22 protein-coding genes are annotated in these 20,718 nt (G+C 66.6%); 11 read left to right on the forward strand and 11 right to left on the reverse strand.

The annotated features are described in order from the left end of the window. The first annotated feature begins 188 nt into the window (after positions 1 to 188). The 4 genes from LO787_RS24940 (at position 189) to LO787_RS24955 (ending at position 5,482) form a co-directional block, all read left to right on the forward strand. Entirely contained in the window at positions 189 to 446 is a 258-nt protein-coding gene (locus tag LO787_RS24940) for a glycosyltransferase (RefSeq protein ID WP_232493651.1), read from the forward strand. Positions 447 to 548: 102 nt separating this feature from the next. Continuing rightward, the gene (locus LO787_RS24945; RefSeq protein ID WP_232493652.1) at positions 549 to 2,219 is read left to right on the forward strand and encodes an FkbM family methyltransferase; all 1,671 of its coding nucleotides are present in this window, start codon (positions 549 to 551) and stop codon (positions 2,217 to 2,219) included. 58 nt (positions 2,220 to 2,277) lie between these two features. Continuing rightward, positions 2,278 to 4,515 carry a glycosyltransferase gene (locus LO787_RS24950; protein WP_232493653.1) on the forward strand — a complete coding sequence of 746 codons (2,238 nt, stop codon included), beginning with the start codon at positions 2,278 to 2,280 and terminating at the stop codon, positions 4,513 to 4,515. Between the two features lie 10 nt (positions 4,516 to 4,525). Further along, a complete protein-coding gene (locus tag LO787_RS24955) occupies positions 4,526 to 5,482 on the forward strand; it encodes an FkbM family methyltransferase (RefSeq protein ID WP_232493654.1) in 957 nt (318 codons plus the stop codon). A 78-nt stretch (positions 5,483 to 5,560) separates the two neighbouring features. On the opposite strand, the gene LO787_RS24960 is transcribed toward LO787_RS24955, so the two are convergent. From LO787_RS24960 to LO787_RS24985, 6 genes are all read right to left on the reverse strand, one after another. Beyond that, complete coding sequence (locus tag LO787_RS24960; RefSeq protein WP_232493655.1) at positions 5,561 to 6,250, reverse strand: class I SAM-dependent methyltransferase; 690 nt, start codon at positions 6,248 to 6,250, stop codon at positions 5,561 to 5,563. A gap of 23 nt (positions 6,251 to 6,273) precedes the next feature. After that, positions 6,274 to 7,035 (reverse strand): class I SAM-dependent methyltransferase, encoded by a 762-nt coding sequence (locus LO787_RS24965; RefSeq protein WP_232493656.1) that lies wholly within the window; start codon positions 7,033 to 7,035, stop codon positions 6,274 to 6,276. Between the two features lie 76 nt (positions 7,036 to 7,111). Continuing rightward, positions 7,112 to 8,380, reverse strand: a complete 1,269-nt coding sequence (locus LO787_RS24970; RefSeq protein WP_232493657.1) for a glycosyltransferase — start codon at positions 8,378 to 8,380, stop codon at positions 7,112 to 7,114. 38 nt (positions 8,381 to 8,418) lie between these two features. Continuing rightward, positions 8,419 to 9,084, reverse strand: a complete 666-nt coding sequence (locus LO787_RS24975; RefSeq protein WP_232493658.1) for an ABC transporter ATP-binding protein — start codon at positions 9,082 to 9,084, stop codon at positions 8,419 to 8,421. Then, positions 9,081 to 9,878: an ABC transporter permease gene (locus LO787_RS24980; RefSeq protein ID WP_232493659.1), complete on the reverse strand. Its 798-nt coding sequence runs from the start codon at positions 9,876 to 9,878 to the stop codon at positions 9,081 to 9,083. The genes LO787_RS24975 and LO787_RS24980 overlap by 4 nt, the downstream gene beginning before the upstream one ends. 10 nt (positions 9,879 to 9,888) lie before the next feature. Beyond that, a complete protein-coding gene (locus LO787_RS24985; protein ID WP_232493660.1) occupies positions 9,889 to 10,998 on the reverse strand; it encodes a KpsE/RkpR family capsule polysaccharide export protein in 1,110 nt (369 codons plus the stop codon). 426 nt (positions 10,999 to 11,424) lie between these two features. On the opposite strand from LO787_RS24985, the gene LO787_RS24990 reads away from it, so the two are divergent. Then, the gene (locus tag LO787_RS24990; RefSeq protein WP_232493661.1) at positions 11,425 to 12,558 is read left to right on the forward strand and encodes a polysaccharide biosynthesis/export family protein; all 1,134 of its coding nucleotides are present in this window, start codon (positions 11,425 to 11,427) and stop codon (positions 12,556 to 12,558) included. Between the two features lie 10 nt (positions 12,559 to 12,568). Here LO787_RS24990 and LO787_RS24995 read toward each other — a convergent pair whose 3' ends face one another. Then, on the reverse strand, positions 12,569 to 13,528 hold the full coding sequence (locus LO787_RS24995) for a tyrosine-type recombinase/integrase (protein WP_232493662.1): 960 nt from the start codon (positions 13,526 to 13,528) through the stop codon (positions 12,569 to 12,571). A 170-nt stretch (positions 13,529 to 13,698) separates the two neighbouring features. Here LO787_RS24995 and LO787_RS25000 point away from each other — a divergent pair, with 170 nt between their 5' ends. The 5 genes from LO787_RS25000 (at position 13,699) to rfbD (ending at position 17,028) form a co-directional block, all read left to right on the forward strand. Beyond that, positions 13,699 to 14,001 carry a type II toxin-antitoxin system HigB family toxin gene (locus LO787_RS25000; protein WP_232493663.1) on the forward strand — a complete coding sequence of 101 codons (303 nt, stop codon included), beginning with the start codon at positions 13,699 to 13,701 and terminating at the stop codon, positions 13,999 to 14,001. Positions 14,002 to 14,018: 17 nt separating this feature from the next. Continuing rightward, entirely contained in the window at positions 14,019 to 14,384 is a 366-nt protein-coding gene (locus LO787_RS25005) for a helix-turn-helix domain-containing protein (RefSeq protein ID WP_232493664.1), read from the forward strand. 87 nt (positions 14,385 to 14,471) lie between these two features. Next, entirely contained in the window at positions 14,472 to 15,359 is an 888-nt protein-coding gene (locus LO787_RS25010) for a replication initiator protein A (protein WP_232493665.1), read from the forward strand. Positions 15,360 to 15,548: 189 nt separating this feature from the next. Next, positions 15,549 to 16,124 (forward strand): dTDP-4-dehydrorhamnose 3,5-epimerase, encoded by a 576-nt coding sequence (gene rfbC, locus LO787_RS25015; RefSeq protein ID WP_232493666.1) that lies wholly within the window; start codon positions 15,549 to 15,551, stop codon positions 16,122 to 16,124. A 25-nt stretch (positions 16,125 to 16,149) separates the two neighbouring features. After that, positions 16,150 to 17,028: a dTDP-4-dehydrorhamnose reductase gene (gene rfbD / locus LO787_RS25020; RefSeq protein WP_232496416.1), complete on the forward strand. Its 879-nt coding sequence runs from the start codon at positions 16,150 to 16,152 to the stop codon at positions 17,026 to 17,028. Between the two features lie 14 nt (positions 17,029 to 17,042). On the opposite strand, the gene LO787_RS25025 is transcribed toward rfbD, so the two are convergent. The 4 genes from LO787_RS25025 to kdsA all read right to left on the reverse strand — a co-directional run bounded on the left by LO787_RS25025 (position 17,043) and on the right by kdsA (position 19,527). Further along, positions 17,043 to 18,038, reverse strand: a complete 996-nt coding sequence (locus LO787_RS25025; protein WP_232496417.1) for a phytanoyl-CoA dioxygenase family protein — start codon at positions 18,036 to 18,038, stop codon at positions 17,043 to 17,045. A 42-nt stretch (positions 18,039 to 18,080) separates the two neighbouring features. Further along, positions 18,081 to 18,404, reverse strand: coding sequence for a type II toxin-antitoxin system PemK/MazF family toxin (locus LO787_RS25030; RefSeq protein WP_232493667.1), 324 nt, complete (start codon positions 18,402 to 18,404; stop codon positions 18,081 to 18,083). Then, positions 18,401 to 18,622 carry an antitoxin MazE family protein gene (locus tag LO787_RS25035; RefSeq protein WP_232493668.1) on the reverse strand — a complete coding sequence of 74 codons (222 nt, stop codon included), beginning with the start codon at positions 18,620 to 18,622 and terminating at the stop codon, positions 18,401 to 18,403. The genes LO787_RS25030 and LO787_RS25035 overlap by 4 nt, the downstream gene beginning before the upstream one ends. 77 nt (positions 18,623 to 18,699) lie before the next feature. After that, entirely contained in the window at positions 18,700 to 19,527 is an 828-nt protein-coding gene (gene kdsA, locus LO787_RS25040) for a 3-deoxy-8-phosphooctulonate synthase (RefSeq protein WP_232493669.1), read from the reverse strand. A gap of 191 nt (positions 19,528 to 19,718) precedes the next feature. Between kdsA and LO787_RS25045 the strand changes: the two genes are divergently transcribed. Continuing rightward, complete coding sequence (locus tag LO787_RS25045) at positions 19,719 to 20,705, forward strand: KpsF/GutQ family sugar-phosphate isomerase (protein ID WP_232493670.1); 987 nt, start codon at positions 19,719 to 19,721, stop codon at positions 20,703 to 20,705. Positions 20,706 to 20,718 lie beyond the last annotated feature (13 nt).

Genomic DNA, 20,718 nt, shown 5'->3' on the forward strand with positions numbered 1-20,718 from the left:
AGATTGAAGCGGTGCTCTCCATTTTCTGATGGTATCCCAAGGAACCCCAAACGCTGCGGATATTGCGTCGTGGCGCGCGGCAGGTTTTTCCCCCTTTTCCTTGAGCCAGGCATCCCATTGAAGGGCACGTAATTCTGTTCGTCGCCCCGTCGCGCTACGAATCCTTCGGGCTGATCTATGTGGAGGCGATGACGTTCGCCAAGCCGGTGGTCGGGCTGGCGGTGGGGGGCGTGGTCGACGTGGTCGACCACGGCGTGAACGGCCTTCTGGTGGAGCGGGACGATCCCGCGCTGCTCGGCGAGGCGATTGCCCGTCTGGTGGATGATCCGGTCGCCCGGATGCGCATGGGGCAGGCTGGTCGCGCCCTGTACGAACAAAAATTTAATATAGAAAAGATGGTTGAAGGCACCGAGAACTGTTTCAGGAAGGTGGCATTCGCCCGATGACCGGCGCACCACCGAGGAGAACAAGATGCTGAACAGTCGTGCTGGAATGATAGACTGCAACGGCTTCCACGCCGTCCGCCAGCCGGGAGCGGTCGCCGCCTGATGGGTATCGTATCCTACGCCCAGAATTTCGAGGACGTCATTCTCTGGCGGGCGCTCGGGCATATTCCGAACGGCACTTACGTCGATGTCGGCGCACATCATCCCGACATCGATTCCGTCAGCCGGGCCTTCCACGACCACGGCTGGCACGGCGTCCACGTCGAGCCGGGGCCGGAGGTCGCCCGGTTGCTGCGCGACAAGCGGCCCGGCGACATGGTGGTGCAGGCCATCGTCTCGAACGAGAGGGGCGTCAGGCCCTTCTTCGAGACGCCGGGCGGCGGCCTTTCGACGGCGGACCGCGAAGTGGCGGACTTCCACCTGGGGCAGCAGCATGCTCCGGTCGTGGCCACCAGCGTCGTCTCGATCACGCTGGACGACCTGCTCGACCAGGTTCCGGGGGATGACATCCACTGGATGAAGATCGACGTCGAGGGCTTCGAGCGGCAGGTGCTGGAGTCCTGGCAGACATCGCCACGCCGGCCGTGGATCGTCGTGGTCGAGGCCACGTATCCGAAGACGCGCACCCCGACATATGGCGAATGGGAGGACATCGTCCTCTCCAAGGGGTACAGCTTCGCCTACGACGACGGCCTCAACCGCTTCTACCTCAGCGACAGCCATGCCGAGCTGCGCGAAAGCCTGATCCATCCGCCGAACATCTTCGACGAGTTCCAGATCGAACCCAGCGGCGGCTCGGTCTTCTCGCAGGACATGAAGGCGTTCATGGAAGGCGAGATCTTCGCCCGTGACCGGCGCATCGCCGGGATCGAGGGCGAACTTGCCCGATCGCGCGCGGAGCTGCACGCCGCGTTGCAGCAGCATGCGCAGCAGCACATGCTGCACGAGCAGTCGAGGAAGGCGTGGCAGGAGGCGACCGCGCGCGCCGACGAACTGGTCGTGCGTCTGGTGGAGCGCGAGACGAACATTGCCGAGATGAAGGCGGCGCTCGAAGAGCTTCGCCTGCGCGAGGTCCTGACGCGCAGCCTGGTGTCCCGCTCGCTCGCGGACCGGTCGCTGCCCTGGCCGCTGCGGGTCTGGCGCCGGCACGGGAACGGTTCGGCGCTGGGCGGGCTGCTGGCGCTGCCCGACGGCGATTTCGTCGACGGCGCCTATCGCGCGATCCTCGGGCGCGATGCGGACCCGCACGGGAGGACGCATTACCTCGTCCGGCTTGCCCACGGGCGCAGCCGGTCGTGGCTGCTGGAAGACCTGGCCGCTTCCGCCGAAGCCCGCGCCCATGCGACGGGGAGCGACCTTGCCGGGCTGGCCGACGAGGACTTCGTCGATGCCGCCTACCGGCGGGCGCTGGGTCGCCCGTCCGATCACGAGGGCAGGGCGCACCACACCGAGCGGCTTCAGGCCGGGCTCGCGCGGGCGGAATTGCTGAAGGTACTGCGCGCTTCCGCCGAGGGGCGCGCTCATGACGACGGCATCGGGCAGGAGATCGACGATCTCCTGCAGCGCCGTCGCAGCCCGCTGGGCTGGCGGACATGGCTGCACCCCGATCCCCTGCCGCCGCTGCTCGCCGGCGCCGGGCGCGAAAGTGCCGGGCAGGCGCGGGCCGACGAGCAGGGCAGCGCCGCGCTGGTCGATCCCGCAGAGATGCGGCACCTTCAGGACAAGGTCAGTCTGCTGGCCGCAGCGATCGAGGGGGTCGGCTCCCGTCAGTGAACGTCGATGCCCGGTGGCGGCCGGGCGTGGGCGGTTTTGGTTTTAGGTGCGAAAAATCATGTCGGATGTGCCTCAGGCATTCTCTTCCCCGGTCGGGCTGCCGACCGTCTCTGTCGTCATCTGCACGGCCGATCGCGCGGAATCGCTCGACCGGACCCTGCAGAGCCTGCGCCAGTTGCGGTACGAGCGGTTCGAGGTCGTCGTGGTCGACGGTTCGCGCGACGGGCGGAGCGCCGAAGTCGCCGCGCGGCATGCCGGGTTCATCCGGTACACCACCTGTCCCGAGCTGAACCTTTCGATGTCGCGCAACATCGGCATCGCCCATGCCCGCGGCGACATCGTGGCGTTCATCGACGACGACGCCATTCCCGAGCCGGACTGGCTGGACCTGCTGCTGACCGGCTACGACGATCCCGACGTCGCGCAGGTCGGCGGCTTCATCCGCGACAATCGCGGCATCGACTTCCAGTGCCGCTACGTCACCGTCGACCGGCTCGGCGATGGCACGCACCACGAGGATCTGTCCGGGGTGGAGCTGGGCGACGACCGCTTCCTGGGGCTGACCGGCACCAACTTCTCGGCGCGGCGCGACCGGCTGCTGGCAATCGGCGGCTTCGACGAGGAATATGCCTATTTCCTCGACGAGACCGACGTCACCGTGCGCCTGAACGACCGGGGCTGGGGGGCCGCGATCGTTCCCGAGGCGGAAATCCATCACAAGTACGAAGCCAGCCACATGCGCACGGCCACGCGCGTGCCCCGCACCATGTACCCGCAGCTACGTTCGAAGGCTTACTTCTGCTGCGTCCACGGTCGCCGCAACCATTCGCTCGACGCGATCACCGATCACCTCGCGGACCTGATCGAGAAGGAACGCAGGTGGAAGACCGACCTTCTCGTGGATGGACAGGCCGACGAGGAGACCGTGGCGCGCCTGATCGGCGAAGTGGAGCGCGGCGCACATGACGGCATGCGCGATGCATTCCTCTATCGCTCCCCGCGCGGGATGACCGCTGCGCAGCTTGAGCAGACGGCCCAGGCGCAATTCCATGCGTTTCCGCTGCCGTTGGCTGCGGGCGACCGGCTGCGGATATGCCTGCTGTCGCAGGACTATCCACCGGTCGGCAACGGCGGGATCGGGCAGTGGACCCGGGAGATGGCCACGGGCCTTGCGGCGCGCGGGCATGAAGTCACGGTGATCTGTCGCAGCGAAACCGACTATCCCTACATCGACTTCATCGACGGGGTCTGGGTGCATCGCATCACCGAGCAGGTCGACGTGGGCGACCACGCCGTTCGCGAGGACGTGCCCGCCGCCCTGTGGAACTACAGCGCCTCGATCGAAGCGGAAATCCGGCGTATCCAGGACCGTCGCCGGTTCCAGGTGGTGTGCGGGCCGCTGTTCGATCTCGAACCGCTGGCGGTGCTTCGCCGGTCGGGCATTCCCACCGTGGTCAGCCTGCAGACGACGTACAGGCTGGCGCTGCCGCACAAGCCGGACTGGCTGGACAACGCCTCGTATCGCAAGAATCACGTCGACAGGGTGATCGCGAAGGAGGGGGATCTGCTGGCGAACGCGCCCTTCATCCTCGCCAATACCCCCGGCCTGATCGCGGATCTCGAGGCGGGCTATGCGGTGCGCCTGACGCCGGACCGGGTCACCACCATCGGCCACGGGATCGAGGATCTCGCGCGCGGGATCGTGCCGATGCCGGCGGCCCCGGACCGGGTGCGGCTGCTGTTCGTCGGACGCCTGGAACTGCGCAAGGGGGCGGACATCCTGCTCGATGCGCTGCCGGGGTTGCTGCGAGATCATCCGCAGCTGGACGTCGATATCGTCGGGGACGACCAGCAGGTCATCGGCAAGGACACGCTGCGCCGCACGTTCGAGGAGCGCTGCCGGCGCGACGGTGTCGATACGGCCCGCGTGACGTTCCACGGCGCCGTATCCCGCGAGGATCTGCTGCGCCATTATGCGGGCTGCGACATCTTCGTCGCCCCGTCACGCTATGAATCCTTCGGCCTCATCTTCGTCGAGGCCATGATCTTCGCCAAGCCGGTTGTCGGGATCGCCGTGGGCGGCGTCGTCGACGTGGTGGCCGACGGCGTCAACGGACTGCTCATCCCCCGCGACGATCCAGCCATGCTGGCCGACGCCCTGGCGCAACTGATCCGCGATCCGGAACGCAGGCGCGCCATGGGTCGCGCGGGCCGTGCGGCCTACGAAGAGAAATTCCGAATGGAAGCGATGATCGACGCCAGCGAAGCCTACTTCAGGAAAGTCGCGGGACACTGAATGCCGGCGAATGGGCGGGCTATTTGATTTGCGAGGGTGTGTGATGTTCAAGAGTAAAGTTCACGACGACAACGAAAGTCTCGATGTGCTTCAAAAGCAGATCCAGGCCTTGCAGGCATCCATAGGTACGCTCACGCAGACTGTAGATCATCTGCTGAATGTCGCCACCGAGACCCGCCAGCTTGTAGGCCCGTTCGGCACGCCCATGCCGGACGGATCGATGCTCGTGCAGACGATTCACGGCGTCAAGTTCCTGATCGACCCGAACGACCGGATAATGGCGCCGCAGCTCATCATCTACCGGCAATGGGAAGCGGAGATGACGCGTCTGTTCCTCCATAACCTCGATCCGTCGACTGTTTTCGTCGATGTCGGCGCCAACTTCGGATATTTCACGGTACTTGGTGCCAACCGCATTGGCGCGTCAGGCTCGGGGCAAGTCTACGCCTATGAACCAAACCCGCGCCTCGTCCCGCTCCTGCGGGCCAATTGCGAGATCAACTGGTCGATGGCGCCGGTCACGATCAGCGATGCGGCGGTCGGCGCCGGGGAAGGCAGCGCGACGATCTCCGTTCCCCTGAACGGCGCGGCGAACGCTACGCTATCGGACGTCGGCGGAGACTGCGCCAGGCATGACGTGAAGGTCGTCTCTCTGGACGACAGTCTGCCGGAGGACCTCAAGGTCGATTGGCTCAAGATCGATGTGGAGGGTCACGAACTCGGAGTCCTGCAGGGCGCGCGGCGCGTCATCGCCAGATCGCCGGACGTCAGGATCGTCATGGAGTGGTCGGTCAACCAGATGCGCGACGCGGGAGTATCGGCCGACGACATGATCGCGATGTTCCGGGAACTCGGGCTGGTGGCGGCTTCGGTCCCCGACAGCGGAAGAATTTCGGACACCGAAGTGATCCGGTTCGATCGCCTCGGTGAAATTGCCTACGACAATATCCTGCTGTGGAGACCGTAGGATAGCTGTCCCGGCGGGTTCCGGCATGACGACCCGAACCATTGCCCGGCGCGAAGCCGGGCAATGGTCGAGCGGCGTTCAGGCCGCCTTGCGGGCGATCATGAACTTCGAATACGGATCGAAGGCGCGGGAATAGACGACGATGTCGCAGTCGACGTATTCCTTCACGATGGCGCCGAGCGTCTCGTTGGGGACGTCGTCGCAGACCAGCCAGCCACCCGGGGCGAGCAGCGTGTTGATCGCGGCCGAGTAAGACCGGACTTCTTTCTCGTCATGCAGGGTGTCGCAGAAGATCATGGAATAGCGATCCCGCTTCGGAACGTGCAGGAAGTTTCCGCGGATGAACGTGGTTACGTACTTCAGCAGGCCTGCCCGGCGGATATTCTCGATGAGAGCGCCCATGCTCCCGCCGGTGCAGTGTATGTTCCTGACGATCTCGTCGTCGTCGACGAACTCGGAAAAGTCGTTGTCGAACAGCTCTTTCCACTCGGCGATCGACGTCGGCCCATAGTCGATCGTGTCGAACGATTTGGCGTTGGAGGCGTCCCTTACGCCGGCGGCGATGGCAAGCGTGGACCGGCCCAGCCAGGGACCGATTTCCAGAATGTCGCCTGCAATGTTCTTGGCGATATTGTACAGGACGTTGACTTCCGTTCCGTTCGTCCAGCCATGCGGGAAGAACCTTCCATCTACGGAGCAGCCTTCGAGCTTTCCGAAATCAATGCCTCCATTTGCGAAAATCGTGTCGATCATAACCGTGTCGATCATCCAGGTCCCTGTTGGTACGAAATTCACCTTCTCGCGTAGATCGTCGCGCCGACGATGCCGCCGTGGTCGATGTGGTCGAGGTACAGCCGCCTGAGGCCGGCGCGGTAGAACAGGCCCACGACCCGCGAGAGGTCGTAGTCGTGCATGATCATCACCCCTTCCGGGATCTTCCGGCGCCGCCTGAAGGGACGGGGCGGGCGCACGCCGCCCTCGTCGTCGATGATGAGGCGGGCGCCGACCGAATTCTCGTGATGGACGGTCCGGCCGAACATGATCTGGATGGTGGCGCCGCCGTCCGGCCCCACCCGGTCGAGCAACTCGGCGATGATGTCGTAGCCGCGTTCGGGCGGGATGTGCTGGAGCACGATGGCCGAGACCACCCAGTCGAACGGCTCGTGGGGGATGGCATCGAGGAAGCGCAGGCCCGGATGCGGGTGCCTGCGCGCCTCGGCCAGCATGCCCGGCGAGATGTCGACGCCGGTGGCGGTTCCCGTCAGCGCGGCGAGCGGGGCGGTAAGGCGGCCGACGCCGCAGCCGAAGTCGAGCGCCGAGCGAGGCTCGAAGGGCCCGAAGATCTCGCGCATGCGGTCGATGAAATGGTTGATGTCGCCTTCGCCGGAGCGGAAGAATTCGGCGCGTGCATCCTCATCGAGGTTCTCGCGCTTGAACCGGTCGGCGGTCAGGACTCCGAAGAAGGGCTCCGTCTCGCCGATGATCTGCCAGTCGCGGTCGGTGTCCCGGATCGGTTCGTCGGATCGAAAGCCCGACAGCAGGCGCTTTAGCATGAATTCCCCTAACCCCTTGGAACATGGCTTGATATGGTCCGCCCGAGGCTTTGTCATGCCCTTGCGGGAACTGTCATCAACTCTTTGCGTCCAGCGCCGCCAGCAACATGCGGGCCGAGACGCGCCAGTCCTCGGAGGGAACGGAGACCGGGATTTGACCTGCCTGTGCCGCCTCGAACCACGCCCGCGCCGCATCGGCCAGAACCCGCGGCGAGGCGTCCGCCGCGAAGAAGTGGACGCCGCGACCCTCGTGGATGCGGAACACCGGCAGGTCGCGCGCGAGCACGGGCTTGCCATGGCCGAGCGCCTCGATCAGCGGGAGGCCGAAGCCCTCGCCGTGGGAGGCGATGACGACGCCGGTGCAGGCTTCGTAGATCGCGAAAAGCTCGGCATCGCCGACGTCGTCGAACCACAGCAGCCGGGAACCGTGCTCGGGGTGGTTCACGATGAGGTCGCGCAGCAGATCGACCTGCCAGCCCAGGCGGCCCACCAGCACCAGCCTGTCCTGCCGCCCGCGCGCCCACAGCAGTTCGAAGGCGGCGATGACGGCGGCATGGCCCTTGCGCGGCTCCAGCGTGCCGACCATCAGCGCGAACGGTGCGGTCGTGTCGAAGCGCGCCGCCACGGGCTCGCCCTGAGGGGCATCGGGCGCCTCCAGGATCGCGTGGCCCATCGGCAGCACCTGCGTGCGGAACCCGCGCGTCAGGCCGTGGACGCGGCTGAGGGCGCAGCGCAGTTCGGCTTCGGTCTGGGGTGAGTTGCACAGGAAGCCGTCGGCGATCCCGGCCAGCACGCCGAGCCAGGCGCCGTAGCGGATGACCGTGTTGCGCGAGAACCATTCCGGGCGGTCGAGCGGCAGCAGGTCGTGGACGAGGAACCACAGCGCGCCGCCGTCGCGCCGGAAGCGGGCGAGCTGGCGGCGGTGGCGGCGCACCGCGTCGAGCGAATAGTCCAGCCCCACGAAGACGTCGCCGGGCCGCGCGCGCATCTCCTCGCCGACCGGGCGGGCGAGGTCGGGCACGGGCCATGCGATCTCGAAGTAGCGCCGCTTGCGGCGGGCCGACACGAAGCGGATGTCCCAGCCTGCGGGCGCCTCGTCGAGCAGCGCCAGCGCCAGCGCGCGCACGACGCGCTGGATGCCGGTCCCGGCATCGTGGTTGCTGATGACCGCCATGTCGATGAACAGCCGGGGCCTGTCCGCGTGCGCCGCGACGGGCAGGGCAGGGCCTGAAGCAGGGGCGGGAGCCGTCCGCTGCCGGTTCCGGCGCGCGCGCGCCACGCGCAGGGCGCGCCAGTCCAGCGCCTGCTCGATCCGATGGGGCAGAAGTTCGAGGAATGTCCGCATGGTGCGTGGAAGAAGCGCCGGCGTGCCGGGCGGCCTTCTCAGCCTTCCCCGATGTGCAGGTTGCGCAAGTGCGCCTCGTGCGCCTCGTCGAACTCGGGATAGAACACGAGGTCGCCTTCGTGGAGGACGGCGAAGCGCCGGCAGTGCCTCCGGACGTATTCCAGGTCGTGCGAGATGATGAGCATGGCCCGGTCCCGGCGCTTGCCGAACAGCTCCTCCTCGCACTTCTCGTAGAACTTGGCGTCGCCGACCGCGGTGATCTCGTCGATCAGGTAGCAGTCGAACTCGATGATCATCGAGATCGCGAAGGCGAGGCGCGCGCGCATGCCCGACGAATAGTTGCGCACCGGCTCGCGCAGGTAGGCGCCGAGTTCGGTGAACTCGTAGACGAAGTCGATGTTGTGCTCGGTGCGCTGGTTGTAGATGCGGCTGATGAACCGCACGTTGTCGAGGCCCGTCAGCGTGTTCTGGAACGCGCCGCCGAACGCCAGCGGCCACGATACCGTCATGTCGCGGGTGACCTCGCCCGCGGTCGGACGCTCGGCGCCGCTGACGAGACGGATCAGCGTGGACTTGCCCGCGCCGTTGCGGCCCAGGATGCCCAGCTTCTCGCCGCGATCCAGCGTGAACGAGATGTCGTTCAGCACCACCCGGTCGCCGGAGCGCGTCGGGTAGACCTTGTGGACGTTGTCGAGGCGGATCATTCCGGGGTGATCTCGCGGTTGGCGACGGCGACCTGCGCCAGCGCCAGCAGGGTCAGGACCGCACAGCAGCCGATCAGGTAGGGGATGTCGTAGTGGGCGCGGATATGGGCGCCGAAGTAGCCTTCGCGCACCAGTTCCACGCCGTTCACCATCGGCACGTAGAGCACGTAGCGCTGCGCTTCGGGCGGCAGGGCATCGACCATGAACGCGGCGCCCGACAACGGGAAGGTGAGGTAGGACAGCGGGTGCCAGATCTTCTCGACCAGTTCGCTCTTCTCGGACAGCGCGCCCAGGAAGACGGCGAGGCTGGCGCCGAACCACGCGATCGACAGCCATCCCGCGACGATCGTCATGACGTCCTCGGGCGGTTCCAGCCATCCGATCGAGATGTAGAACAGCGACAGCGTGACGAACGAGATCGTCGCGCCGCCGCCCTCGAGTATCAGGCGGGCGAGGAAGATGTCGATGACCCGCACGTTGCGGTGGTACATCAGCGACAGGTTCGGCTCGATCGCGCCGATGCAGCGCGCGGGCATGTTGCGCCACAGCAGCACGGCCGAATAGCCGGTCAGCGCGAAGGCGACGATCGGCAGGTTCGAGCCGTGGACCGACTTGGCCAGCGTCCACAGGATGGTGACGCCGGTGGTGAACAGCATCGGCTCGACGAACAGCCACAGGAAGCCGATGTTGTGCCGCCCGTAGCGCGTCAGGATCTCGCGCATCAGCAGCGCGTGGATCACGCGCCACTGGACGCTTGCGCTGCGGCCTATCGCGGAAAGCTGGGAAAGAGCCACGGTGCGCGCCTCAGTCCTTGTGCTCCAGCATCCCGGCCAGCAGCATGCTCAGGATACCCCATGCGATGAGGCCGAGCACCAGCGTGGCGAGGATGCCGCGCAGGCGGCGCGGTTCGAGCGCGTCGTCGGGCATGTTCGGCTCGACGATGCGTTCCACGTAGGCCTGCTTGCGGCGCGCCTCGTTTCGTGCGTCCTCGAGCGAGACCAGGGCGCTGGCGAGCTGCTTTTCGGCGAACAGGTTGTCGAGCTGCAGGCGCTGGTACTCGGCCGCCTGCGACGAGAGCGAGCGCTTGCCGCCGGCGACCTGCCCGGTCTGCTCGTCGATCTCGGAGGCGATGCCGCGCACGCGCGTCTCGAGCGCCTCGATCTGCGGGTTCTGCGGCGCCAGCGCGCGCAGTTCGCGCAGCTGCGTGCGCGTCGTTATCAGTTCGTCCTGCAGCTTGGAGATCATCTGCAGCTGGATCGTCGCCTGTTTCTCGGGATCGACCACGCCCTGGCGGTTGCGATAGAGCGCGAGCGCCACCGAGGCGTCCTCCGACTTCTTCCTCGCCTCGTCCACTTCGGCCTGCGCGAAGCGGATGAGATCCTGGCGGCCCCGGGTGTTGAGCTTGTTGACCGTGGCTTCCGCCATCTCGAGCAGGCGCTCGTTGAAGCGGCGGGCATCGCGCGCGGTGTAGCCGCGCACGGTCAGCGTCACGATCGAGGAGGTGGTGTCGTGCTCGACGTCCACCTTCTTCTCGTAATACTTGTAGAGATCCTCGAACTTTCCTTCCATGCCCGACGCATTGTAGCGGTCGAACACGGAGATCGAGGGGGCGCCGTAGGCCTTGGCGAATTCCTGCTTCGCGTTCAGCGCCTGGAGCGCATCGCGCGAGAGCACGTAGTTCTGCGCGGCGTAGATCTCGTCACCGGCATTGGCGAAGCCGCTGCTCTTGAGCAGCATCCCGAGGCCGGTGGTGGAGGGCTTGTCCGGGCTGCGCACGACGAACTGCGATTCCGACACATAGACGTCGGAAGCGAATATTCCGAAATACAAGATGGACAGGGCAGTCGGGATCAGGACCGTTATCCAGAACAGCGGGCCGGCGGACATGATCTTCTTGGAAATGGTATTCATCATTCGCAGTTACGTTCGTGCCTTAGGTGCCGGGTTTCCCGGGCAGGCGGTGTCGGCGCGAAGGTGGTTCCTTCCGGCATCGACAGGGGGCTTGCCCTTCGGATCGTCTCGAGGCGGCCCCCGTGAGTGTCGGCGGCTTCTAGCTGCCATCGTTTCGGGCGTCCAGCCCGCGACGGCAGGCATCGCCCCGGGACACGCCAAGCCTGTGGCTAAACGGGAGCCGTTCCGGGCAGGTCGCGAGGTCGCCTGCGCAGCCCTTCAAAGGCGCTGAAAAGTGCCGCAGACCGGACGGGCTTTCTTGATCTGTGCCCCCGCTTGCGCCATAGCGCAGGCCTGCCTGCCTGGGAAATGCCAAGCTTCACTCCTGCAGTTGTCTGATTTACCATGAAAAAAGAATATCTACTTTCTCGGGCGATGGTTGCGGCCTGCATGGCCGGCATGCTTTCGGCCTGTGCCGTCGCGCCTGCCAGCGGCCCTTCGGCGCGCAGCGTCGGCAATGCCCCGGACGCCGCCCGCAACGGCTATGACATCAAGGTCATCGACGTGACCGATGCGGTCGCGCGCCGCCTGCTCGCGACGGACCGAAAGTCCGCGTTCTCGGAAAACCTCGGCGAAGGCCGCGCGATCGGATCGACGATCGGCAAGGGCGACGTCCTCGACATCGGCATCTGGGAAGCCCCGCCCGCCGCGCTGTTCGGCGTTTCCGCCCCCGATCCCAGGATGTCCTCGTCCGGCGCCACCGCGCGCGGAACCTCGCTGCCCGAACAGATGGTCGACAGCGACGGGCGCATCGTCATTCCCTTCGTGGGCAACGTGCAGGCCGCCGGCCGCACGCCCCAGGACATCGCGCGCGAGATCACCGCGCGTCTCGCCGGCAAGGCGCATCAGCCGCAGGCCATCGTGCGCCTCGTGCGCAATGCCACTGCGGCGGTCACCGTCGTCGGCGATGTCGGCGGCAGCACCCGCGTGCCGCTGAGCGCCCGGGGCGAGCGCGTGCTCGACGTGCTCGCCAGCGCGGGCGGCGCCAGGCAGCCGGTGAACAAGACCATGGTGCGCATCACGCGCGGCGCCCAGACGTCGGCGATGCCGCTCGAAGCGGTGATCCGCGATCCGCGGCAGAACGTCATCCTCCAGCCCGACGACGTGATGACGGTGCTGTTCCAGCCCTACAGCTTCGTCGCGCTGGGTGCGACCAACCGCAACGAGGAAGTGCCCTTCGAGGCGACCGGCGTGACGCTGGTCCAGGCGCTCGGCCGCGTCGCCGGCCTGCAGGATGCGCGCGCCGACGTGAAGGGCGTGTTCCTGTTCCGGCTCGAGGATCCCGCCGCGCTGGCGCCCGAGGAGCAGGCGAACGCAAGGCTGACGCCGGACGGCAAGGTTCCCGTGATCTACCGGATCAACATGAAGGATCCGGCGATGTTCTTCGTCGCGCAGGGCTTCCCGATCCGCGACAGGGACGTGCTCTACGTGTCCAACGCGCCGCTGGCCGATTTCCAGAAGTTCGTGAACGTGATCTATTCGACCCTGCTGCCGGTTGCGACGACCATCACCGTGACGCAGTGACGATGACGGCCTAGAGCCGCACCCGCTCCACTTCGGCCAGCGTGATGTCGTCGCGGCGGCGATCGTAGAGCTGGGTGGTGCGGGTGGAGGCGTGGTTGGCCATGGCCGCCGCGTTCTCCAGCGTGCCGCCGTTCTTCAGATATGTCGTGATGCCGGTGGCGCGGAAGGTGTGGTTGCCGATCCGCGTGGCGATGCCTGCCGCCTCGGCGCGGCGGCGGACCATGGCGAAGGCGTCGGGCTGGGTGAGCGGCCGGTCGCCGAGCTGCTTGGTCTTGCGGTCTAGGGCGCGGAACAGCGGGGCCTTTGCGTTGCCGGGGATGCTGCCGGGATCGCTGGCGTCGAGGTAGGCGGTCAGGTACTCGTCCAGCAGGTGGTGGCAGGGCATCTCGTGCCGCTTGCCCCCCTTCTCGTGCAGCCGCACCCACAGGCGGCGGCCCTGCACGAAGACGTCCTCCCGCTTCATCGCCAGCGCCGCCCCGATCCGCGCGAAGCTGTAGACCATGAGCGCGATCAGCGCGCGGTCGCGCAAGCCTGTCGGCGCGGCAAGGTCGATGCTCTCGATAAGAGCGCGCGCTTCCTCCCCCTCCAGCACCGGCGTCCGCCCGGTCCGCGCCGAATGGGAAGGACCGCGCACCGAGGACGCCGGGTTGAACGGCACGACCTGCCCGGTCACCAGCCAGTCGAACAGATGCCGCACCGCCGCCAGACGCTGCTTGACGGTCGGCGCGGAAAGCGACTGTCCCAGCTCCTCGATCCAGCCCGCGACATGGATCGGCGCGATGCTCGGCAGATCGCGCACGCCATGCCGGTGGCACCAGGCGAGAAAATCGCGCGAGGCGCGCGCATAGGCGCGGCGCGTGTTGGGATTGCGGATGGCGGCGGCGAAGAATTCGAGGAAGCGAATCCGCGCTTCGGGTGATGCCTCTTTTATGATCGGCACCTGTGCGGGTGAAAGTGCGAGCTGTGTCATGCCGGTTCCGCTCAGGGCGCCTTGGGTATCGCTAGGTTCAGTTCAGTCACCCTGTCTGGCGCATAATCAGTCCATGATAAAGGACATTATCACAGAATGATCGGTGGTATTTCCCGTTTTGGGAAAATCACGCTTGTTTCCCGTCTTGGGAAAGTGTAGGCATTCCTCCCATGAGGATCATCGCGAGGAACCGGTTGGTCGCCTTCTGGGAACGCCATCCGGGGACCGAGCGGTCCCTGCGGCACTGGTTCGAAGTGGCGGAAGCGGCCAGCTGGGCGGGTCCGCTCGACGTGATGGCCGATTTCTCGAAGGCGAAGGCGCTCAACGGCGAGCGCGTCCGCTTCGAGGTGGCAGGCGGCGACTATCGCATGGTGGTCGCCTTCGACTGGAGGCGGTCGATCGCCTTCGTGAAATTCCTCGGCACCCACGCCGAATACGACAGGATCGACGCCCTGCGCGTCAGCCTGTTCTGATCTCAGGAGACGCGCGGATGCACATCCGACCCATCAAGACCGACGAGGACCACGAGGCGGCGCTGCGCCTGATCGAGGAACTCTGGGGCGCCGAGGAAGGCAGCGAGGAGGGCGACCGGCTCGACGTGCTGGTGACGCTGGTGGAAGCCTACGAGCGCGACCGCTGGCCGATCGCGGCGCTCGACCCGGTGGGCGCGATCGAGGCGGCCATGGCGATGAACGGCCACAGCCGCGCCGACCTTGCCGCGCTGGTGGGCCAGTCGCGCGCGACCGAGATCCTCGGCCGCAAGCGCGCGCTGACATTGCCGATGATCCGCAAGATCGCGCGCGCCTGGCATGTGCCCGAAAGGGTGCTGGTTCAGGAGTATGCGCTCAATGCGTGAGGGCGGCTCGAACGTGAAAGGGCGTGAATTCGTGCTTTCGAGTAGAAATTACCCACAGGCCGCGCAGGCCGGGGAAGGGCACGGAAAATGACGGAAACTCCACTCCCCATGCCGCAGGGCGAGCTGTTCCTGCTCGACAGCCCGCTGACCGGCGAGATCCGCGGCGAACGCTCGCTGATGGCGTTCCCGTTCTTCGCGCTGTCCAAGAACGCCTGGATGAAGCCGCTGGCCTACGCCACGCCCTCGGTCTCGATCGAGGTGCGGCCCAGCGCACGGGGCGTCGCGACGATCTATGACAAGGAAATTGTCCTTTATATTGCGAGTCTTATGGCGTCGAAGATCGACGACGGGGACGCCGTCTCGCAGGACTTCACGTTCACCGCGCATGACCTTTTCAGCGTCACCGGATCGAACCACTCGGCGCGCTCCTATTCGCGCCTCGCGGACGCGCTGGAGCGGCTGCAGGGCACGCAGATCCGCACCAACATCGAGGCCGGCGGAGAGGGCGAGGAGGGCTTCTTCTCGTGGCTCTCCGAAGCGCGACTGCAATATGCAAGGTCGGGGAAGAAGGGCGAAAAACGGCTGAAAGCCGTCAAGGTTCGTCTCTGCGACTGGCTGTTTCGCGCCATCCTGCGCGACCGGCAGGTGCTCGACTACGCGCACACCTACTTCCAGCTCGGCCCGATCGAGCGGCGCATCTACGAAGTGGCGCGCAGCACCTGCGTCGAGGGCGAGGCGCTGGAAATCGACCTTGCGACCTTCCGCCTGCAGATCGGATTCCAGAACCAGCTCTCCAATTTCCGCGTGGCGATGCGCCAGATCGTCGCCGAAAACGCCATCCCGGACTATGACTTGCAGCTGGTTGAGGAACCTGAAGATACTGAAAATACAGGAAAACGCGGGAGAAAATCGACCAAGGCCAAGGTCGTGATCCGGCGACGTTCGAAGGTGGCTGGGCAGCTTGCAATGGACTGATCGTGGTCTGCGCACGGTGTGGCGAATTTCCAGAATTTAATTCCTACTCGAAAGCACGAATTTTCAAGGCTGCCGGAAGGTGGCTCCGTCATAGGGCGTGGCCGTGCAAGTCCCAGCGACATGACACGGCCGACGGACGAAGCCATGTCCTTCCCGGTTTGCCGAGCGAACTAAGGTGAAAGGCAGGACATGGAGATCAGGGCCCTCGACATTCCCGGCGTCATGCTGGTCACGCCGCGCCACATCGGCGACGAGCGCGGCTACTTCGCCGAAACCTTCCGCGCCGACGTCTTCGCGCGGGAATGCGGAGACTGGACCTTCGTGCAGGACAACGAGTCCCGCAGCGCGAAGGCGGGCACCATCCGCGGGCTCCACTTCCAGAGCGAACCGCATGCGCAGGGCAAGCTGGTGCGCTGCACAGCGGGCGCGCTGTTCGACGTGGCGGTGGACATCCGCGCCGGCTCGCCCACTTACGGGCAGTGGGTGGGGGAGACGCTGACGCCGGAGAATGGCCGCCAGATGTGGGTGCCTCCGGGTTTTGCCCACGGGTTTTGCTCGCTCGAGCCGGATACGGTGATCTGCTACAAGGTCACCGGCTACTACAGTGCCGCGTGCGACAAGGGGCTCGCCTGGGACGACCCGGCGATCGGCGTCGCCTGGCCGGACGTGGCCGACCCGGAAACCCTTTCGGGCAAGGACCGCAAGCAGCCGCTGCTGGCGGACCTGCCCGAGTATTTCGCCTGGAGTCAGAGAGCTTATGCATGACGGCGTTTACTCTGACGGTCCGGCGCTGCGGATCGCGGTGACCGGCAAGGCCGGGCAGGTCGTCACCGCGCTCGTCGAGCGCGCCGCCGCTGCCGGGCATCAGGTGATCGCGCTTGGCCGCCCCGAACTGGACCTTGCCGATCCCGCTTCGATCATGTGCGCGCTGGAGGCAGCGACGCCCGATGTGGTGATCTCGACCGCCGCCTATACCGCCGTGGACAAGGCCGAGGGGGAGCGCGACCTTGCCCATGCCGTGAACGCGGCGGGCGCGGGCGCGGTGGCGCGCGCCGCCCGGAGGCTGGGCGTGCCGCTGGTCCATGTCTCGACCGACTACGTGTTCGACGGGATGCTGGACCGCCCTTACGTGGAAAGCGATCCCGTCGGCCCGACCGGCGTCTACGGCGCATCCAAGCTGGCGGGCGAGCGCGCCGTGCTGGCCGAGCATGGCGACAACAGCGCGGTGCTGCGCATCGCCTGGGTCTACAGCCCCTTCGGCGGCAATTTCGTCAAGACCATGCTGCGTCTTGCCGGGGACCGCGACGAGATCGCGGTGGTCGCCGACCAGCGCGGCAATCCGACCAGTGCGCTGGATATCGCCGATGGTATCCTGATGGTAGCCGCCAACCTTGTCGCCAGCGACGACCCCGATCTGCGCGGGGTGTTCCACATGACTGCGGGCGGCGAGGCGAGCTGGGCCGACTTCGCACAGGGCATCTTCGCGGCCTCGGCGGCGCAGGGCGGCCCGTCGGCGCGGGTGCGGCCGATCACTACCGCCGAGTATCCGACCCCGGCGACGAGGCCCGCGAATTCGCGGCTCGACTGCACGCGGATCGCCCGGATCCATGGCGTTGCACTGCCTGACTGGCGCGGTTCGCTGGATGCCGTGGTCGCGCGGCTGACCTGACGGCGGGCCGCTTTTCAGTCCGTCGGGCGCCGGGTTCCCACCGGGCGCCACGGCTGGCCGATGCGCTTTTCCAGCCTGTCGCGCGCGGACCAGAGCCAGTTCACGCGGCGCTCGGCGATGCCCGGCAGGCTGAGCAGGTCGCCGCCCAGCCACATCAGGAAGGGGTTGCGGCGGGCATAGGACCATATCTCGACGCGTTCGCCAGACCGTGCCGAGAGGCCGCGCGCGTGGAAGCCGAGGGTGTCGGCGACCACCAGCGTATTGCCGGGCACCGCTAGCGCCTCCGCGTCGCCAAGCTTCATTGCCGCCAGATCCTGCGCCGAAACCCGCGGAGAACCACGCGCCGAGAGCCGGTCTATGGCGCGTGGGTCGGCCAGCGAGCGCTGCCGCTCCCAAGCGAGCCGCTCGGGCGTGAAGCGGTGCGAGCCGCGCACATACGTGAACGGCCCTTCGTCCTCCGCCACCGGATTGAGGAACAGCCAGGCCTTGAGCGAGGAGTGGAAGCTGTCCGCGTGGAGGGTCTCCTGCGGGTCCGGCTCGTTGCCCTCGAAGTGGCTGACGATGGTCTGGATGTAGTGCAGCGGCGTCGTGCGGAAGCCGGCGACGTAGTGGAACAGCGCCACGACATCCTCGCGCTCCAGCAGCGCACGCAGCGCCGGGATCGCGGCGAGCATGTCCAGGTCGATCGCCAGCCTGCGGGTGATGGCATCGCCCTGCCGCATCTCGCGCGCGGGGCCTTCGTAGGCCAGCAGCGCCGCGCGCAGCGTCGGGAACTCGGCCGGGGGCACGATGTCGGGAATGGCGACGAAGCCGTCGCGGTCGAACGCCTCGCGCCAGTCGGCTCGCACTTTGCCCGCAAGCCGCCGCCGCCGCCAAGAACAGAGCCCTGCCGCCAGTCTGACCCGCGCGACGTGCAGCCCGCGCGCGTTGAGGCGGCGCGAGCCGATCAGCGGGTTGTCGAGGAAGCTCTTGGCGCCCGTCAGCAGCTGTGCCGCCCAGACCGGAGCCATCAGCACCTTGGCGATTTTCACGGCATTCTCTTTCAATTCAGGTCACGCAATGTCGAGGAAGACCGCTAGCGAACGCGTCACCGACAGCATCGTTTCGGCGTCCAGTTGACCGATGGTTGCGCCGATCCGCTCGCGTTTCACCGACATGGCCTTGTCGACCATGACCTGCGAGGGCTTGCGCAGGCCGTTATCGGGTGTCGGCGCCACGGGCACGCGGATCAGCGGCGCGTCCACCGGCGTGCCGGAGAGCAGCAGCACCGTCAGCGTGCCGGTCGCATCGAAGCGGTCGGACTGGACGACGAGGGCCGGGCGCGGCTTGCCGAAATCGCCTGGCGCCGCGATCGTCACGAGATCGCCGCGTTTCACTCGTCTTCGGCGTCCAGGTCGACGAGCGCGGCGTCAAGGAAGTCGTCGAGGTCGGCATCGGTGGTATCGGCAGCAGCGACGGCGAGGGCCTGCCTGCGGCATTCTTCGGCAAACCCGGGCCTGCGCGTGTCCGGCACCCAGATCTGGATCGGACGCAGCCCCGCGGCACGCAGCGCATCGCGGCGCTTCCGGACGCGTTCGCTGACAGGTGCGGGCATGGCGTGCTCCTTGGCAATCGTTACATGTAACATAATGCCGGACCGGTGGGGAGGCAAGGGAATGCCTCCCGCACTCCTCACCCCTTCACCACTGCGTCGATCGCCATCATCCGCGCCCAGAGGGCCTCGAACTGGTCGAGCGGCAGGGCGTTGGGGCCGTCGGACAGCGCCTTGTCGGGGTCCGGGTGGGTCTCCATGAACACGCCCGCGACGCCTGCCGCCACGGCCGCGCGGGCCAGCAGCGGCACGTATTCGCGCTGGCCGCCCGAACGCTCGCCAAGGCCGCCGGGTTGCTGCACCGAATGGGTCGCATCGAACACCACCGGGCAGCCGGTCTCGGCCATGATCGACAGGCCGCGCATGTCGGAGACGAGCGTGTTGTAGCCGAACGAGGTGCCGCGCTCGCACAGCAGGAAGGCGTCCGGGTCATGCCCCGCCGCCTCGGCTGCGTTGCGGGCCTTGGCGACGACCTGCTTCATGTCGCCGGGCGCCATGAACTGCGCCTTCTTGATGTTGACCGGCTTGCCCGAGGCGGCGACGGCGGCGATGAAGTCGGTCTGGCGGGCGAGGAACGCGGGCGTCTGGAGCACGTCGACCACTTCGGCCACGGCCTTGACCTGGGCCGCTTCATGCACGTCGGTGATGACCGGCAGGCCGGTCTCGGCGCGCACTTTCTCCAGGATGCGCAGGCCCTCGTCCATGCCGAGGCCGCGGAACGACTTGTCCGAGCTGCGGTTGGCCTTGTCGAACGAACTCTTGAAGATCAGGAACAGACCGAGCCGCCGAGCGGTCGCAGCAAGCGTTTCGGCGACGGAAAGCGTCAGTTCCTCGCTTTCGATGACGCATGGTCCCGCAATCGCGAATATGGGGGTCTGGGGGCCTACGGCGTTTCCGCAGAGGATCATGGGTGATGCCTTGACTGGTTGAATTGCTGAAACAGGGTGGTGCGCCCGATGCCATGCGGCCAGGGCGATGCGCCTTAAGGGGCTTCCCTAAGCCGGGAATGAAACTTCTGGCAATCCCTCTCTGGTTCAAATAATGGTCCAGATTCCTGCCTGCTTGCGGGTAGCCGAATAACAAAAAGACACAGAACGATATGAAGAGCGCTTTCTTCCAGACGCGATATGCCGCTTCGGCACTGAAGACCCTCGATATCGAGATGCAGGCGCTGGAAACGCTGAAGACCGCGCTGCAGGGCCCCGACCTCAGCCGCGAGGTCGAACGGGCCATCGCGGCTCTGGCGGCCACGCGCGGCCGCGTCATCGTCACCGGCATGGGCAAGAGTGGTCATATCGCGCGCAAGATCGCCGCGACCATGCGCTCCACCGGCACTTCGGCGCTGTACCTCCACCCCGGCGAGGCGAGCCACGGCGACCTTGGCGTCATCACCAAGCAGGACGTGGTGCTGGCCATCACCTGGTCGGGCGAGACTGCCGAGCTGGGCGACATCCTGCACTACTGCAACCACTACGGTGTGACGCTGATCGTCGCCACCAGCCATGCGGAAAGCACCGCAGCGCGCGCGGCGGACATCGCCCTCATCATGCCGCCGGTGCGCGAGGCCTGCCCGAACGAGCTGGCGCCGACCTCCTCCACCACCATCCAGCTCGTGCTGGGCGATGCGCTGGCGGTGGCGCTGATCGAGGCGCGCGGTTTCACGTCCTCCGACTTCCGCGTGTTTCACCCTGGCGGCAAGCTGGGCGCGCAGCTTTCCACCGTGGGCGAGATCATGGGCACCGGCGACGCCATCCCGCGCGTCGGCGGCGACGCCTCGCTCACCAGCGCCACCATCGAGATGAGCCGCAAGCGCTACGGCTGCACCGCCGTCGTGGACGCTGACGACCGGCTCATCGGCGCCTTCACCGACGGCGACCTGCGCCGCTGCATCACGGTGCATGACCTCAACGACAACATCGGCCTGCACATGTCGGTAAACCCGCTGACCGTGTCGGCGGACACGCTGGCCTCCGACGCGCTGCGCATTCTCAACGAGAACGCGGTTTCGGTGCTGTTCGTGGTCGATGCGGGCAAGCTGGTGGGCATCGTCCACATGCACGACATCGTGCGGACCGGGGTGGCCTGAGGCGTCCGCGACG

The sequence above is a fragment of the Novosphingobium kaempferiae genome (genome assembly GCF_021227995.1).
In the GTDB taxonomy this organism is placed as follows: Bacteria; Pseudomonadota; Alphaproteobacteria; order Sphingomonadales; family Sphingomonadaceae; genus Novosphingobium; species Novosphingobium kaempferiae.

Excerpts from the sequence above, each read along its gene's own strand:
- LO787_RS25025 (WP_232496417.1), bottom strand. The coding sequence starts at position 18,038 with ATGGCTCCGGTCTGGGCGGCACAGCTGCTGACGGGCGCCAAGAGCTTC.
- LO787_RS25005 (WP_232493664.1), top strand. The coding sequence starts at position 14,019 with ATGCACATCCGACCCATCAAGACCGACGAGGACCACGAGGCGGCGCTG.
- LO787_RS24985 (WP_232493660.1), bottom strand. The coding sequence starts at position 10,998 with ATGATGAATACCATTTCCAAGAAGATCATGTCCGCCGGCCCGCTGTTC.
- kdsA (WP_232493669.1), bottom strand. The coding sequence starts at position 19,527 with ATGATCCTCTGCGGAAACGCCGTAGGCCCCCAGACCCCCATATTCGCG.
- LO787_RS24990 (WP_232493661.1), top strand. The coding sequence starts at position 11,425 with ATGGCCGGCATGCTTTCGGCCTGTGCCGTCGCGCCTGCCAGCGGCCCT.
- LO787_RS24965 (WP_232493656.1), bottom strand. The coding sequence starts at position 7,035 with ATGCTAAAGCGCCTGCTGTCGGGCTTTCGATCCGACGAACCGATCCGG.
- LO787_RS24955 (WP_232493654.1), top strand. The coding sequence starts at position 4,526 with ATGGGCGGGCTATTTGATTTGCGAGGGTGTGTGATGTTCAAGAGTAAA.
- LO787_RS24970 (WP_232493657.1), bottom strand. The coding sequence starts at position 8,380 with ATGCGGACATTCCTCGAACTTCTGCCCCATCGGATCGAGCAGGCGCTG.
- LO787_RS24950 (WP_232493653.1), top strand. The coding sequence starts at position 2,278 with ATGTCGGATGTGCCTCAGGCATTCTCTTCCCCGGTCGGGCTGCCGACC.
- LO787_RS24940 (WP_232493651.1), top strand. The coding sequence starts at position 189 with ATGACGTTCGCCAAGCCGGTGGTCGGGCTGGCGGTGGGGGGCGTGGTC.
- LO787_RS24945 (WP_232493652.1), top strand. The coding sequence starts at position 549 with ATGGGTATCGTATCCTACGCCCAGAATTTCGAGGACGTCATTCTCTGG.
- LO787_RS25035 (WP_232493668.1), bottom strand. The coding sequence starts at position 18,622 with ATGCCCGCACCTGTCAGCGAACGCGTCCGGAAGCGCCGCGATGCGCTG.
- LO787_RS24975 (WP_232493658.1), bottom strand. The coding sequence starts at position 9,084 with ATGATCCGCCTCGACAACGTCCACAAGGTCTACCCGACGCGCTCCGGC.
- rfbC (WP_232493666.1), top strand. The coding sequence starts at position 15,549 with ATGGAGATCAGGGCCCTCGACATTCCCGGCGTCATGCTGGTCACGCCG.
- LO787_RS25000 (WP_232493663.1), top strand. The coding sequence starts at position 13,699 with ATGAGGATCATCGCGAGGAACCGGTTGGTCGCCTTCTGGGAACGCCAT.
- LO787_RS24960 (WP_232493655.1), bottom strand. The coding sequence starts at position 6,250 with ATGATCGACACGGTTATGATCGACACGATTTTCGCAAATGGAGGCATT.
- LO787_RS25010 (WP_232493665.1), top strand. The coding sequence starts at position 14,472 with ATGACGGAAACTCCACTCCCCATGCCGCAGGGCGAGCTGTTCCTGCTC.
- LO787_RS24995 (WP_232493662.1), bottom strand. The coding sequence starts at position 13,528 with ATGACACAGCTCGCACTTTCACCCGCACAGGTGCCGATCATAAAAGAG.
- LO787_RS25045 (WP_232493670.1), top strand. The coding sequence starts at position 19,719 with ATGAAGAGCGCTTTCTTCCAGACGCGATATGCCGCTTCGGCACTGAAG.